Genomic DNA, 14,703 nt, shown 5'->3' with positions numbered 1-14,703 from the left:
TCGTCAAGTTCGAGGGCAACTACCACGGTCACGCCGACTCGCTGCTGGTCAAGGCCGGCTCCGGCGCGCTCACCCTGGGTGTGCCGAGTTCTCCCGGCATTCCGGCCGACGTCGCCCGTCACACGCTGACCGCCACCTACAACGACCTGGAATCGGTCCGCGCGCTGTTCGCCGAACATGGCGACGACATCGCCGGGATCATCCTGGAGCCGATCGCCGGCAACATGAACTTCGTCAAGCCGGTCGACGGCTTCCTCGAGGGCCTGCGCACGCTTTGTGACGAACATGGCGCCGTGCTGATCTTCGACGAGGTCATGACCGGCTTTCGCGTCGCCCTGGGCGGCGCGCAGTCGGTCCACGGCATCACGCCCGACCTGACCACGCTGGGCAAGGTGATCGGCGGCGGACTGCCGGTCGGCGCGCTGGGCGGGCGCCGCGACCTGATGGAGCAGCTGGCGCCCACGGGACCGGTCTACCAGGCCGGCACGCTGTCCGGGAACCCGCTGGCGACCGCGGCCGGCCTGGCCACATTGCAGGCGTTGCAGGCGCCGGGTTTCTACGAGGCGCTGGAGGCCATGACCGCCCGCCTGGTGCAGGGCCTGGTCACCCACGCCAAGGGCGCTGGCGTGGCGCTGCAGGGCGACTGGCAGGGCGGCATGTTCGGCCTGTACATGACCGACGGCCCGGTGCGCGGCTACGCCGACATCACCGCCTGCGACACCGCCGCCTTCGGCCGCTTCTTCCACGCCATGCTGGATCACGGCGTCTACCTAGCGCCGTCGGCGTTCGAGGCCGGTTTCGTCTCGGCAAGCCATACCGCCGACGACATCGATCAGACCATCGAGGCCGCCCGCGAGGTCTGGATCGGATGAGTACCACCGAACAGGGCGGGTTCATCACCCGCCTGCGGGCCAAGCTCAACAAGGGCGACTCCTGGCTCACCTACGATCTGGCAAACCTGTTACCCGGCCAGGGCCTGGACGACGACGCGCTGGAGGAAATCGAGACCCGGCTGCTGACCGCCGACGTGGGTGTCGAGGCCACGATGACGATCGTCGACCATCTGCGCGCCGAGGCCAACGCAGGCCGTATCCGCAACGCGGACCAGTTGCGCAAGGCCATCACCGACGTGATGGGCGGGATTCTCGACCCGGTGTCCGAGCCACTGGACATCCCCGACTTCATTCGCCCCTACATCATCCTGATGGTCGGCGTGAACGGTGCCGGCAAGACCACCACGATCGGCAAGCTGGCACGCCGGTTTCAGCAGGAAGGCAAGTCGGTGCTGCTGGCGGCGGGCGACACCTTCCGCGCCGCCGCCGTCGAGCAGCTCAAGACCTGGGGCGAGCGCAACAACGTCCCGGTCATCGCGCAGGGCCAGAACGCGGACTCGGCCTCGGTCATCTACGACGCCGTGCAGGCCGCCAAGGGCCGCGGGATCGATGTCGTGATTGCCGACACCGCCGGCCGCCTGCACACGCAGGGCCATCTGATGGAGGAGCTGCGCAAGATCAAGCGCGTGGTGCAGAAACACGACGCCTACGCGCCGCACGAGGTGATGCTGGTGGTGGACGCAACCACAGGCAACAATGCACTCAATCAGGCGATCCAGTTTCACGAAGCCGTCGGTCTGACCGGCATCACCGTGACCAAGCTGGACGGCACCGCCCGAGGCGGTATCGTGTTCGCCATTGCCAAGCGACTGGGTCTGCCGATCCGCTTTGTCGGGGTTGGCGAATCGGCGGATGATCTGGGCCAGTTCGACGCCCGGGCATTCATCGCCGCGATGTTCGAACGCTAGCCCGACCGGGGTCGGGCAACACCGGCGTCGCGAATCCGCGCGCCATTGGGACACGGGGAATCTGAACCATGGGTGACATCGTCTACCTGCATCGCGTGGCCAAACGCTACCCGGGCGGCCATGACGCCCTGTCCGACGTCACCCTGACCCTGGAACAGGGCGAGATGGCGTTCCTGACCGGGCATTCCGGCGCCGGCAAATCCACCCTGCTGAAACTGATCGCGCTGATCGAACGCCCGACCCGCGGCCAGGTGGTCATCAACAACCAGAACATCAGCAAGGTGCGGCGCAGCCAGGTCGCAAGGTTCCGCCGCAACGTCGGCGTGATCTTCCAGAACTTCAATCTGCTGAACGACCGCACGGTGTTCGACAACGTGGCCCTGCCGCTGGTGATCCGTGGCGAGACCCGCGACACCATCGCCCGCCGCGTTCGCGCCGCGCTGGACACGGTCGGCCTGCTGGACAAGGAACGCCAGTACCCGATCGTGCTGTCCGGTGGCGAGCAGCAGCGGGTCGGGATCGCACGGGCGATCGTCGCCAAGCCACCGCTGATCCTGGCCGACGAGCCCACCGGCAACCTCGATCCGGAGCTGTCGGCCGAGATCATGGACCTGTTCCAGCGCTTCAACGAGGTCGGGGTCTCCCTGCTGATCGCGACCCACGACGTCGAGCTGATCCGCTCGCTGCCGTACCGGGAGATCCAGCTCAAGGGCGGCCATATCGCCGATCGTGCAGCCGCGGCACCCTACGAGACGCCGCAGTGATCGCCGAGTATTTCAAGCGACATGCGCAGACGCTGGTGTTCACGCTGGGCCGTCTCTATCAGCGCCCGGTGGCCACCGCGCTGACGACGCTGGTCATCGGCATCACGCTGGCGTTGCCGGCGGGGCTGCATCTCATGGTCAGCAACGTCAACTCGGTGGGGTACAGCTGGGAAGGTTCGCTGACCGCCTCGCTGTTCCTGGCCGACTCCGTCGACGACAAGGCCGGTCAGATGCTTGCCTCGGACATCCGCAGCCGGGAATCCGTACGCGGCACAAGCTACATCTCGCGTCAGCAGGCACTGGAAGAGTTCCGTGCACTGTCGGGCTTCGGCGAAGCACTGGACCTGCTCGACCACAATCCCTTGCCGGCGGTCGTTGTCGTCCGCTTCAAGACCAACCAGTCCCCGGACGCGATCAACGCCACCGTCCGCGGGCTCAGCGAGCTGCCCGGTGTGGTCGAGGCGAAGCTGGATCACCAGTGGCTGGACCGCCTGTTCGCGATCCTGGCCACGGTGCAGCGCGCGGCGATGATCATCGCCGCCCTGCTCGCAATCGCGGTCATCCTGACTGTCGGCAACACCATCCGGCTGGATATCGAGAACCGCAAGGACGAGATCGTCATCATGAAGCTGGTCGGCGCGTCCGACGCCTTCGTCCGCCGGCCGTTTCTCTACACCGGGTTCTGGTACGGCTTTCTCGGCGGCATCGCGGCGTTGATCCTCCTCGGCATCGCCGTCGCGCTGATGGCCGGCCCGGCCGGCCACCTGGCGGCGCTGTACCAGTCCAGCTTCGTCATTCGGGGCCTCGGGTTCTCCAGCAGCCTCGGCCTGCTGGGCATCGGCGTCGCGCTGGGCTGGTTCGGCGCCGCCTGGACCGTCGCGCGTCATCTCGGCGCCATTGTTCCGCGCTAGCAACCGCCCCTGCGCCACCCCTCGAAATCGAGGCCGAAAGCGGCCGATTTCATCCCCGCGGATACGGAACTTTTCGCGTGCTGACGCGTCTTATCCACAACGCAAGGGGGTCCACCGACTCACGGTGGACGTGGTAGTATGAGTGGCCGCAAGGAGGGTTCCCATGACGCAAGCTCTGGCGCTTTCACAACAGGCCAACCTGGTGCCGTTGACCGGCAGCCTGGATGCCTACATTCACTCCGTGAACAGCATTCCGGTTCTCGAACCGGAAGATGAACGGGCGATCGCGCGTGCCTATACCGAACAGGGCGATCTCTCCGCTGCGCAGCATCTGGTGATGTCCAACCTGCGCTTCGTCGTGCACATCGCACGCGGCTACATGGGCTACGGCCTGCCGATGGCCGACCTGATCCAGGAAGGCAACATCGGCCTGATGAAGGCCGTCAAGCGCTTCGATCCGGATGTCGGCGTCCGCCTCATCTCCTTCGCCGTGCACTGGATCAAGGCCGAGATTCACGAGTTCATCCTGCGCAACTGGCGCATCGTCAAGGTCGCCACGACCAAGGCCCAGCGCAAGCTGTTCTTCAACCTGCGCAGCGCGAAGAAACGCCTGGGCTGGATGAATCAGGAAGAGGTCGAAGCCGTCGCCAGCGATCTCGGCGTGAAACCCGAAACCGTGCTGCAGATGGAGCGCCGGTTGTCCGGGCAGGACGTCTCCTTCGCCGCCTCCGGCAGCGACGACGAGGACAGCCCGGTCTACGCACCGGAGCAGTACCTGGCGTCGGAGGATTCCGACCCGGCCTCCGCGCTGGAAGATGCCGACTGGGATGCGCGTCAGCGCCGCCAGCTCAGCACCGCACTGGAGACCCTGGACGACCGCAGCCGCGACATTCTCAACCAGCGCTGGCTGTCCGAGGACAGCAAGACAGGGCTGAAGGAACTGGCCGAGGTCTACGGAATCTCCGCCGAGCGGGTCCGCCAGATCGAGGCTGCGGCGATCAAGAAGCTGCGCAAGGCCATCGCGGCCTGAACACGGGCCCAAACGAATAAACCCGGCGACATGCCGGGTTTTTTATTGCCTGCAGAAAAACCTTGCGCGAGTCGTTAAATTTAGGTAAAAAGTTCCCACTGACGAGAAGGCTCTATCTGGTCTTCTCGTGGCGCTAGCCCGCTCAGGACGAGTGCCACGGCAATGAATTCATAATAATAACTGGGGATAGTCTTGATTGGCCTCCATTCGTGGAGGCCAATTTGTTTCCGGCGCCATCCGCCGCGACCCCATCGCTCACCCCGCCGCCCGCTAAAGCGGAACGTAGTGATCGACCAGCAGCGCCGTGAACAATCCCATCAGGTAGAGAATCGAGTAGCCGAAGGTCTGCATGGGCAGCGGCGCGGCGGTGGTCAGGTACAGACGCACCGCGTACCAGAGAAAGCCGGCGTTCAGACCCAGCACCGCCACCAGATAGACCACACCGCTCATGCCTGTCAGATACGGCAGCAGGGTCACCAGCGCCAGCAACACCGTGTAACAGAGGATCTGCAGCCGGGTGAACCGATCGCCATGCGTCACCGGCAGCATCGGAATGCCCGCCCGCGCGTAGTCCTCGCGACGGTCGATGGCCAGCGCCCAGAAATGCGGCGGTGTCCAGACGAAGATGATCAGGAACAGCAACAGCGCGTGCGCGTGAATCTCGCCGGTGATCGCCACCCAGCCCAATACCGGCGGCGCTGCTCCCGACGCACCGCCGATGACGATGTTCTGCGGCGTCGCCCGCTTGAGATAAAGCGTGTAGACCAGCGCATACCCGACCAGCGACGCCAGCGTGAGCCACGCGGTCAGGGCGTTGACGCGCCAGATCAGCAGGCCGGCGCCCAGCACGCCCAGCAGGGCCGCGAAGGCGTAGGCCTCGCCGACACCGACATGCCCCTGGACGATCGGCCGTCGGCTGGTACGACTCATGCGCGCGTCGATCTGCCGGTCGACGACCTGATTGATCACGGCGGCGCTGGCCGCGCAAAGCGCGATACCGATGGTCCCGAGCAGAAACGGCTCCAGCGGCGGCAGGCCCGGGGTCGCCAGGAACATGCCGACGATCGCGGTGAACACGATCAGCATGACCACACGCGGCTTGGTCAGCTCGTAGTAGTCGTTGAGTCGTTCGTTGAGACCCGCTTGCGTGGCGGTGGTGGACATGGTCACTGGCGAATCCGCCGGCTGTTGAACACAGCCCAGTTGATGGCGACGATCACCAATAGTAGCAAGGCCGCCCCGGCGTTATGCGCCGTAGCCACCGGCAGCGGCAGATGCAGCACCACGGTCAGGATGCCCAGAGTGATCTGCAGCAGCAGCGCGAGCAGCAGAATCACGCCCAGACGACGCCACCGGTTCGAAGCACCGGATTCGCGCAACAGGCGCACGACCAGCGCACCGACGATGATCGCCGTCAGCAATGCGCCGACGCGATGGGTCATGTGAATCGCGGTGCGGCCGGGTCCGTCGAGCACGCCGAACTCGTAGTTGATCCCCAACCCGTGCCAGAACGTGAATCCCTGAACAAAGTCGGTCTCCGGCCACAGCTTGCCGTGGCAGGTCGGAAAGTCGGCGCAGGCCAGGGCCGCGTAGTTCGTGCTGGTCCAGGCGCCCAGGAAGATCTGCACGCAGACCATGACCAGCGCCGCGACGGCGAAATGCGGCATGTGATTCGACGTCGGCACCGGCCACCCGGCCATCCAGTCGCGCTCGCGCAGGGTGACCAGCGCCAGCAATGCCAGCAGCGTCATGCCGCCGATGAGATGGCTGGTCACGATCAGGGGTTTCAGCAGCAGCGTCACCGTCCACATGCCAAGCGCCGCCTGAAACACGACCAGTCCCAGCAATACATGTGGCAGCTTGCGCCCGCGTCGCTGGAGCATCGATGCCACCGACATGCCGAGAATCAGCAGGCCCAGCGCACCGGCCGCGTAGCGGTGGATCATTTCCTTCCAGGCCTTGTGCGCCTCGACCGGGCGCTCGGGATAAGCCGCGTTGGCGACCGTGACCTCGTCGACGGTCTCCGGCACGCCGACATGACCGTAGCACCCGGGCCAGTCCGGACAGCCCAGACCGGCATCGGACAGCCGCACGAAGGCGCCGAGAACGACGACACAGAAGCACAGCCCGAATGCGAGAACAGACAGGTTACGGAACATGAAGTTAAGAAGCCGGAGGCGGCCAAGAATTGCGCGGCCGCGTATTGTAACTCGGACGGCTCCGGCTTTTGCGGTGAATGACCCCGTCGGGTGGAATTCCCGCACCGGACGCCGCGGGTGGACGCCAGCCCCCGATGCCTCGCACGACAGGAAACACCGCTAGACTACGCCGCCCTTCCCAGTCCCACCCATCATGATCGGAATCGGCGAATTCTTCGCGCTGGCCAGTGCCTTCGCCTGGGGCGTCGCCGTGATCCTGTTTCGTCTGTCGGGACAGCAGCTCGGCCCGTTCGCGCTGAACCTGTTCAAGAACGTGCTGATGCTGGTGCTGCTGACCCCGACCATCCTGGTCGCTCACGGCACGGCGTGGCCGGCGATCTCGGCCGGCAACTGGGCTGTGCTGCTGCTGTCCGGATTCATCGGCATCGGCATCGCGGACACCCTCTTCTTCCGCGCGCTGAATAGCCTGGGACCGTCACGCACCGCGATCGGCAGCATGCTGCTGTCCCCGTTCGTGATCCTGCTGTCCTTCGCGTTTCTCGGCGAGCGCCTGGGCGCTCTGCAATGGTTCGGCGTCGTGCTGACGCTGATCGGCGTAACCGTGGTGAACTGGCGGCGCACTCACCCGCTGGCGCCCAAGGCCGACCGCAGCGGCGTACTCGCGCTGGGGGCGGCCATGGCGCTGATGGCCAGCGGCATTGTCATGGCCAAGCCGGCACTAGAGACGGAGCCATTCATCTGGGCCGTGCAGATTCGCGTGATCGGCGGCGTCGGCGGCATGCTGATCATGATGTGGGTGCAACGGCGCCAGGCACGGGTACTGGCCGAGTTCGCCCGTGCCACCGCATGGAAACGCACCATCGCCGCGTCCTTTGTCGGCACCTATGTGGCGATGCTGATGTGGCTGGCAGGCTACAAGTACGCCGACGCCTCGATTGCCGCGGTGCTGAACGAAACCTCAGCGGTGTTCGTGCTGATCCTGGCCGCCGCATTCCTCAAGGAACGCATGGTGGCACGCCAGTGGCTGGGTAGCCTGCTGGCGGCGATCGGCGTGCTGGTCGTCGTGGCGGGTTAGCCGATCTTCGACAACCGCAGCAGCTTTTTGAAGTCGGTGTGGATGTCGCGCAGGTCGGTGTCCGGCGAATACCACAGCACCCAGTTGCCGATTGGATCGATCACGTAGAACGTCCCCTGCGGATGCGCCGGGTCGCGGAGAAAGTCCCGCAGCGGATCGTCCGGCGCGACGACACGCAGCTTGAGATTCGGATCGGCTTCCTGCGCGATGTCGGCGAGCGCGCGCGCCTCGGCCTCGTTGGCGACGATGGCAATGCGCTGCACGCGGACGCGACGCCGATCCAGCGCCAGCCACATCTGGCGCGATCGGTACAAATCATTCTGGCAGGCCTCATCGCAGGGATCGGGCACGAACTGCAAGAGCGTCCACAGCTCGTCGCTCAGGTCGGCGGCGATGTCACCGTTCGGCGTGTACCAGCGGGTCGCCGCCGGCAGCGGACGCACCGGATCGAGCAGGTTCCCATGATGGGTCTGCCCGCTGGGGCGGATCGATGTGCCGAAGTAGAGCCAGGTGGCGACCAGCAACGGTCCGAAGAACAGGATGATCAGCAGATAGAACTGCCAGCGGCCTGATGATTTAGCGCTCACGGCGTCTCCAAACAATCCAGGTCAGGACCCAAAGGGCCAGTGTCAGCGCGGCCCATTGGCCGGCATAGGCGAAATGACGTTCCGGCGGCAACCCCGGTGTTTCCACGCTGCGGGCAAACCCGTGATCCGACTCCGGCAGCAGCTGGAACAGGCCTGGTGACAGTTCCCGGTCCAACACGCATTCCAGCGTCTGCGCATCCGGATAGTGCAACCGCGCAGGCCACTGCCGGACGGGACAGGGATTGCCCTGCGTCGCGATACCGGCCTGCGGCAACGCACGCAGGTGCCCGACGACCTCGACCACCCCCCCGGGTGTCTGCCAGACCGGCAACTCGTCGCGGGACGACGAACCGGCGATCCAGCCCCGGTCGACCAGCACGGCGGCGGCGCCCGACTCCAGCAACGTCCAGACGTGGTAGCCGAACTGACCATCACGCGTCTGGTTGTCCAGCAGGATCTGGTGGTCGGCATCGAAACGCCCGGACAGGCGCACCGGCACCAGGCTGCCGACGGTGGACAATTCCTCGATGGTCAGCGCACGCGGCGGGCGCTCGCCCATGGATCTGACCCGCTCCAGCTCCGCCCCGCGATCGACACCCCGACCGTACTGCCAGACCGCCGCCGAGCCCATGACCCCGGTTAGCAGAATGACCAGAACAGCGATGAAGATCCGACCGGGTTTCATGTCAAACTCGGGCCATGACCTGGATTCTCGCGCTGTTCCTGCTGGCCATCGTGACCTCGCTCGCGGTGGGGTTCTACTTTCTGCTGCGTGAGGGCGGCACGGCGTCCCGCAACCTGTTCAAGGCGCTCAGCTGGCGCGTCGGGCTGCAAATCGCGCTGATCCTGTTCCTCGTGCTGGCCTACTTCATGGGCTGGATCAGGCCGCATGGCGGTCCACTGGACCCGCCGCCACCGTCAGAGACGACAACGCCGGCATCATAGCCGGCGCTGTCTCGGGCCGAAGCCCTCGTCCGCGTCGCGTCAGGCGACGTAGACGAAGATGAACAGGCCGATCCAGACCACGTCCACGAAATGCCAGTACCAGCCGACGGCCTCGAAGCCGAAGTGCTGATCCTTGGTGAAGTGACCGAGTGCGATGCGGATGGTCATCACCGTCAGCATGATCACGCCCAGGGTCACGTGCATGCCGTGGAATCCGGTGAGCATGAAGAACGTGGAACCGTAGACGCCTGAACCCAGCGTCAGGTTCAGATGGCCGTAGGCCTCCGCGTATTCGTGCATCTGGTAATACATGAAGACCGCGCCCAGGGCGATGGTCGCCACCATGGCCGCGATGCACTTGGCCCGCTTCTCTTCCTTGAGCGCGTGATGGGCGATCTCGAAGGTGACGCCGGATGCCACGAGCAGGCAGGTGTTCAGGAACGGAATGCCCCAGGCGGAAATCGTGGAGAACTCGCCACCGAGATCACTCGGCCCGTTGGTCGGCCAACCGCCCTCGAAACCCTTCCACAGGTATTCGTTGGTCAGCACGTTTTCACCGCCCAGCCACGGCACGGAGATCATCCGCGCGTAGTACAGCGCGCCGAAGAACGCGGCGAAGAACATGACCTCGCTGAAGATGAACCAGCTCATGCCCCAGCGGTAGGTCGCGTCGACCTGCTTGTTGTAAAGGCCGGACTCGGACTCGTGGATGATGTCGCGGAACCAGATCACGACCATCGAGATCAGCAGCAACGAGCCGACGATGACGGGAATGGTCACGAACGAGGACCCGTTGAGATAACCCATCACGCCATAAAGCAGGGCGGCGATTCCCGCGGTCATCGCGAACGGCCACCAGCTCGGTGCCGGAACGTAATAGTGATCTGCAGAGGAGGTAGCTGCTGACATCTGAACCCCTAGTTCGCTTGCGCGACGTTCTCGATTTCAAAAAACGTATAGGACAAGGTCACGGTATCGACCGAGTCCGGCAGTTCCGGATCGATCATGAACCGAACCGGCATCAACTTCTCTTCGCCCGCTTCCATCGGTTGCTGGCTGAAGCAGAAACATTCCGTCTTGCGCAGGTGCTTCGCCGCCTGCCAGGGCGCCACGCTGGGACGCGCCTGTCCCACCATGTCGCGGCCCTCGTGGTTCGCCGCGGTGAAATTCACCGTATACAGCTTGCCCGGGTGGACCTCGATCGAATCCCTCTCCGATGCGAAATCCCAGTCCAGACCGGCATGCACGCTGGTCAGGAACTCGACCCGCACCGTCCGATCTTCCACCGGCGCCTCATCCACGCTGGCGACCAGGGTCAGCCCCTTGTTCTGACCATTGAAGCCGGTGATCTCGCACACGACCTCGTACAGCGGCACCAGCGCGAAGCCGAACGCGAACATCACCGCCGTGACGCCGAACAGCTTGGCCGCCAGCCACCACGACCCGACCTTGTCCTGCTCGTCGTCCATCAACGACTCATCACGACGAAGAACGCGACATAGAAGCCCACCGCGACACCGGCCAGGATCAGGGCGGTGATCACGTTCTTGCGCGTCGGGCGATTGCTCACGACCCCTCGGCTCAAGCCTTCGCGGGCTCGTCGTGCACCGCGGTGATCTCGGCATCGGCAATCATCGGCGGTTCTTCGAAGGTGTGGTACGGCGCCGGCGACGGCACGGTCCATTCCAGACCATGCGCGCCTTCCCAGACGCGGGAGGTCGCCGCCTCACCCTTCTTCAGGCAGGACTGCACCACGACCCACAGGAAGATCAGCTGCGCGAAGCCGAAGCCGAAGGCGCCGATCGACGACCACATATTGAAGTCGGCGAACTGCACGGCGTAGTCGGGAATGCGACGCGGCATGCCGGCCAGCCCGGAGAAGTGCATCGGGAAGAACGTGACATTGACGAAGATCGCGGTCAGCCAGAAATGCAGCTTGCCCAGCTTTTCGTTGTACATCACACCGGTCCATTTCGGCAGCCAGTAGTACACGCCGCCCATGATGGCGAACACCGCGCCCGGTACCAGCACGTAGTGGAAATGCGCCACAACGAAGTAGGTGTCGTGATACTGGAAGTCGACCGGCGCGATGGCCAGCATCAGGCCGGAGAACCCGCCGATGGTGAACAGGAACACGAAGGCCACGGCGAACAGCATCGGCGTCTCGAAGGTCATCGAGCCACGCCACATCGTCGCCACCCAGTTGAACACCTTCACGCCCGTCGGCACCGCGATCAGCATGGTCGAGAACATGAAGAACAGTTCGGCCGCCACCGGCATGCCGGCGGTGAACATGTGGTGGGCCCACACGATGAACGACAGGAACGCGATGGACGCGGTCGCGTAGACCATCGAGTCGTAGCCGAACAGCGTCTTGCGAGCAAAGGTCGGGATGATCGTCGACACGATGCCGAAGGCCGGCAGAATCAGGATGTAGACCTCGGGGTGACCGAAGAACCAGAAGATGTGCTGGAACATCACCGGGTCACCGCCACCGGAGGCCGAGAAGAAGCTGGTGCCGAAGTACTTGTCGGTCAGCAGCATCGTCACCGCACCCGCCAGCACCGGCATGGTCGCGATCAGCAGATAGGCCGTGATCAGCCAGGTCCATACGAACAGCGGCATCTTGAGCAGGGTCATGCCCGGCGCGCGCATGTTCAGAATGGTCACGACGACATTGATCGCGCCGGTGATCGAGCTGATACCCATCAGATGGACCGAGAAGATCAGCATCGGGAAGGCGTTGGAGGTCTGCAGCGACAGCGGCGGATACATGGTCCAGCCGGCCGCCGGCGCGCCACCCGGCACGAACAGCGTCGACAACAGGATCGTGAACGCGAACGGCAGGATCCAGAAGCCCCAGTTGTTGACACGCGGCAGCGCCAGATCGGAGCAGCCGATCATCATGGGGATCATCCAGTTCGCCAGACCGACGAAGGCCGGCATCACCGCACCGAAGATCATGACCAGCGCGTGCATCGCCGTCATCTGGTTGAAGAACTCGGGCTGGACGAACTGCATGCCCGGCTCGAACAGCTCGGCGCGGATGACCAGCGCCATCGCACCGCCGACGAAGAACATGATGAACGCGAACCACAGGTACAGCGTGCCCAGGTCCTTGTGGTTGGTGGTGGAAATCCACCGCATGACCCACTTGCCGAAGCCGTCCTTCAGCGTGACCGGACCGTGATGGTCGTCGTGATGATCCACTGCTGAGCTCATGTCTTGGTACTCCTAGCGCTGCGCGGCGACGTCGGCGGGCTGAACGACACCGGAGTCGTTCCCCCAGGAATTGCGGGTGTAGGTGATGACGGCGGCGATATCGGTGTCGGACAGATGTCCGAACGGAGGCATCGCATTCTTGCCGTTGATCACCTGCTGGATCTGAGCGGCCGGTTCGCCGCCGACAACGGCGCTGCCGACCAGCGACGGGAACGCCGGCGGCATGCCCTGACCCGTGTCCTTGTGGCAGACGGAGCAGTTGGTCTTGTAGGCCTTCTCGCCGGCCGCCATCAGCTCATCCTTGCCCATCTCGGCGGGTGCGCTGTCCGCCGCGTCGGCCTGTTCGGCTTCGGGCTCGGCGTCAGACGCCATCGCCACCTGCTGTTCGGCCGCATCCGTGGCTTCGGCTTCCATGTCCGCCGGGACATCGGTGGTCGCACCACCGGTCTGCGACGCGACCCACTGGTCGTACTCGTCCTGCGGCAGGGCCTCGACGACGATCGGCATGAAGCCGTGGTCACGGCCGCAAAGCTCGGCGCACTGGCCGCGGTAGATACCCGGCTCGTCGATCTTGGTCCAGATCTCGCGCACGAAGCCCGGCACGGCGTCCTTCTTGACCGCCAGGTCCGGCACGTACCAGGCGTGCAGCACGTCATGCGCGGTCAGCAGGAAGCGAATCTTCTTGCCCACCGGCAGCACGACGCGGTTGTCGACTTCCAGCAGGTAGTTGTCGATGGCGGCGACGTCGGCACCGGAACCGGTCTGCCGGGCGCGGTCCGCCTCGGCGTCCAGCCGCGAGTAGAAGTGAACGCCGGAATCCAGGTACTCGTACTCCCACATCCACTGGTAGCCGGTGATCTTCACCGTCATGTCGGCGTCGGAGGCATCCTCCATCTTGATCAGGGTACCGGCCGCGGGAATCGCCATCCCGATCAGGATCACGAACGGGATCACCGTCCAGATCACCTCGACAGTCATGCTCTCGTGGAAGTTGGCCGGCTTGGCGCCCTTGCTCTTCCGGTGCATGAACACGGAGTAGAACATCACGCCGAACACGCCGATGCCGATCACGACGCAGAGTCCGAAAATCAGCATGTGCAGCCCGTAGACTTCGCGGCTGATCTCGGTCACGCCCTCCGTGAGATTCCATTGCAAGGCCAGAGCTGACCCGGGCAACAAACCCAGAAGGCTCGCGCTAACTGCTCGTTTCATTCGCTTCTCCACGTAGCGACCGGTGCCGCCAGTACGTCTTGCAAGCGCTGACGCAACCGTTCCCGTTCGGCATCGGTCAGACAACGCCCCAGTTCCACAAATTGGCCGCTGGAGCCGAGCAGCAAACGGGATTGTCCCGTTCTGCCACCTGCGGGTTCCAGCCGAACGCGCGCCCAGGCACGCGTGTAGTCCTTGATGTCCCGTTCAGAGACCCCGACTCGTCCGAATTCGATCGTTACGCGATCCTCGGTGACCGTGACGACCTCCCGGTAGTCATTGCCCCGCATGCTGACGTAGAGCCCCGCGCCCAGCGCCAGCAATTCAAGCCCGGCAAACGGCAGGATCACCCAGAAACCCATCCACGCGAACGCGATTCCGATGCCCAGGGACACCGTGCTGATCATGCCCATGAACACCAGGGCCTGATGCCAGCTCAGGGATCCGTTCGGACGAATGACGAACCGCGTTTCAGATGGATTCGGGGAGGGTTCCATGGCGCGGTTGCGGGCAGGTGCGCTCCTTCGAATCGGCAACGGATTGTATGCGATTGGACGAATCCTGCGCAAAGCGGAACAGCGCCCGATCCAGGCGATCCGTGGCGAGCTGGCGCTGCCCGCAGCCGAGAATTCCGAGACAGGGCGCGGGCATCCGCTGTTGCAGCGCAGCGAGATTGTCGTCCAGCCGGCGCTGCACGGGTGGCATCACATTGGCGATCCAGCCCAGCAGCGGCGCGCGTGACTGGATGGATTCCGCGCTCAGCAGCGCATGGTTCAGGCAACCCAGCCGCATGCCGACGACCAGCACCACCGGCCAACCGAACCGCGCCACCCAGTCGGGCATCTCCTCGTCGGCGCTGAGCGGCAGTCGCCAACCACCGGCGCCCTCGATCAGCACCCTGTCGGCGCTGGCGGACAGGCGCCGATGCGCCGCCGCGACCGGTTCCCGCTCCAATCGAACGCCCACATCACGCGCGGCGAACTCGGGCGCCACCGGCGCG

At 64.7% G+C, this 14,703-nt stretch carries 17 protein-coding genes; 7 read left to right on the top strand and 10 right to left on the bottom strand.

The window, feature by feature from the left end:
- The 5 genes from ABNS06_RS09370 to rpoH form a co-directional block, all read left to right on the top strand.
- A partial coding sequence (locus tag ABNS06_RS09370) for a glutamate-1-semialdehyde 2,1-aminomutase (protein WP_348674142.1) occupies positions 1-872 on the top strand: 872 nt, incomplete at its 5' end.
- The gene (ftsY, locus tag ABNS06_RS09365) at positions 869-1,801 is read left to right on the top strand and encodes a signal recognition particle-docking protein FtsY (RefSeq protein ID WP_348674140.1); all 933 of its coding nucleotides are present in this window, start codon (positions 869-871) and stop codon (positions 1,799-1,801) included. The genes ABNS06_RS09370 and ftsY, both read left to right, overlap by 4 nt.
- A 68-nt stretch (positions 1,802-1,869) precedes the next feature.
- A complete protein-coding gene (gene ftsE, locus ABNS06_RS09360) occupies positions 1,870-2,565 on the top strand; it encodes a cell division ATP-binding protein FtsE (RefSeq protein WP_348674138.1) in 696 nt (231 codons plus the stop codon).
- Complete coding sequence (gene ftsX, locus ABNS06_RS09355; protein WP_348674137.1) at positions 2,562-3,476, top strand: permease-like cell division protein FtsX; 915 nt, start codon at positions 2,562-2,564, stop codon at positions 3,474-3,476. Before ftsE ends, ftsX begins: the two co-directional genes overlap by 4 nt.
- Before the next feature lie 163 nt (positions 3,477-3,639).
- Positions 3,640-4,506 carry an RNA polymerase sigma factor RpoH gene (gene rpoH / locus ABNS06_RS09350; RefSeq protein ID WP_348674135.1) on the top strand — a complete coding sequence of 289 codons (867 nt, stop codon included), beginning with the start codon at positions 3,640-3,642 and terminating at the stop codon, positions 4,504-4,506.
- A gap of 270 nt (positions 4,507-4,776) precedes the next feature.
- Here rpoH and cyoE read toward each other — a convergent pair whose 3' ends face one another.
- Entirely contained in the window at positions 4,777-5,670 is an 894-nt protein-coding gene (cyoE, locus tag ABNS06_RS09345) for a heme o synthase (RefSeq protein ID WP_348674133.1), read from the bottom strand.
- A 2-nt stretch (positions 5,671-5,672) separates the two neighbouring features.
- Positions 5,673-6,665 carry a COX15/CtaA family protein gene (locus tag ABNS06_RS09340; RefSeq protein WP_348674132.1) on the bottom strand — a complete coding sequence of 331 codons (993 nt, stop codon included), beginning with the start codon at positions 6,663-6,665 and terminating at the stop codon, positions 5,673-5,675.
- Between the two features lie 193 nt (positions 6,666-6,858).
- Here ABNS06_RS09340 and ABNS06_RS09335 point away from each other — a divergent pair, with 193 nt between their 5' ends.
- Positions 6,859-7,740 carry a DMT family transporter gene (locus ABNS06_RS09335; protein WP_348674130.1) on the top strand — a complete coding sequence of 294 codons (882 nt, stop codon included), beginning with the start codon at positions 6,859-6,861 and terminating at the stop codon, positions 7,738-7,740.
- On the opposite strand, the gene ABNS06_RS09330 is transcribed toward ABNS06_RS09335, so the two are convergent.
- Together ABNS06_RS09330 and ABNS06_RS09325 are read right to left on the bottom strand one after the other, a co-directional pair.
- On the bottom strand, positions 7,737-8,327 hold the full coding sequence (locus ABNS06_RS09330; protein ID WP_348674129.1) for a hypothetical protein: 591 nt from the start codon (positions 8,325-8,327) through the stop codon (positions 7,737-7,739). The two genes, ABNS06_RS09335 and ABNS06_RS09330, sit on opposite strands and share 4 nt — an antisense overlap.
- A complete protein-coding gene (locus tag ABNS06_RS09325; protein WP_348674127.1) occupies positions 8,317-9,012 on the bottom strand; it encodes an SURF1 family protein in 696 nt (231 codons plus the stop codon). The genes ABNS06_RS09330 and ABNS06_RS09325 overlap by 11 nt, the downstream gene beginning before the upstream one ends.
- A 14-nt stretch (positions 9,013-9,026) precedes the next feature.
- On the opposite strand from ABNS06_RS09325, the gene ABNS06_RS09320 reads away from it, so the two are divergent.
- Positions 9,027-9,272: a twin transmembrane helix small protein gene (locus ABNS06_RS09320; protein ID WP_348674125.1), complete on the top strand. Its 246-nt coding sequence runs from the start codon at positions 9,027-9,029 to the stop codon at positions 9,270-9,272.
- A gap of 39 nt (positions 9,273-9,311) precedes the next feature.
- Here the strand turns inward: ABNS06_RS09320 and ABNS06_RS09315 are convergent, their stop codons facing one another.
- The 6 genes from ABNS06_RS09315 to bioD all read right to left on the bottom strand — a co-directional run.
- Complete coding sequence (locus ABNS06_RS09315) at positions 9,312-10,181, bottom strand: cytochrome c oxidase subunit 3 (protein ID WP_348674124.1); 870 nt, start codon at positions 10,179-10,181, stop codon at positions 9,312-9,314.
- Positions 10,182-10,189: 8 nt separating this feature from the next.
- Positions 10,190-10,741, bottom strand: coding sequence for a cytochrome c oxidase assembly protein (locus ABNS06_RS09310; protein WP_348674122.1), 552 nt, complete (start codon positions 10,739-10,741; stop codon positions 10,190-10,192).
- 112 nt (positions 10,742-10,853) lie between these two features.
- The gene (gene ctaD / locus ABNS06_RS09305) at positions 10,854-12,419 is read right to left on the bottom strand and encodes a cytochrome c oxidase subunit I (RefSeq protein ID WP_348674143.1); all 1,566 of its coding nucleotides are present in this window, start codon (positions 12,417-12,419) and stop codon (positions 10,854-10,856) included.
- A gap of 87 nt (positions 12,420-12,506) precedes the next feature.
- Positions 12,507-13,706, bottom strand: a complete 1,200-nt coding sequence (gene coxB / locus ABNS06_RS09300) for a cytochrome c oxidase subunit II (RefSeq protein ID WP_348674121.1) — start codon at positions 13,704-13,706, stop codon at positions 12,507-12,509.
- On the bottom strand, positions 13,703-14,200 hold the full coding sequence (locus tag ABNS06_RS09295; RefSeq protein ID WP_348674119.1) for a DUF2244 domain-containing protein: 498 nt from the start codon (positions 14,198-14,200) through the stop codon (positions 13,703-13,705). The genes coxB and ABNS06_RS09295 overlap by 4 nt, the downstream gene beginning before the upstream one ends.
- A partial coding sequence (gene bioD / locus ABNS06_RS09290; RefSeq protein ID WP_348674117.1) for an ATP-dependent dethiobiotin synthetase BioD occupies positions 14,175-14,703 on the bottom strand: 529 nt, incomplete at its 5' end. The genes ABNS06_RS09295 and bioD, both read right to left, overlap by 26 nt.

Origin of the sequence: uncultured Abyssibacter sp. (genome assembly GCF_964000955.1) — a bacterium.
Lineage (GTDB): Bacteria > Pseudomonadota > Gammaproteobacteria > Nevskiales > OUC007 > Abyssibacter.
The sequence above is the reverse complement of the archived record's forward strand: the minus strand, read 5'-3'. Positions and strand labels throughout refer to the sequence as shown.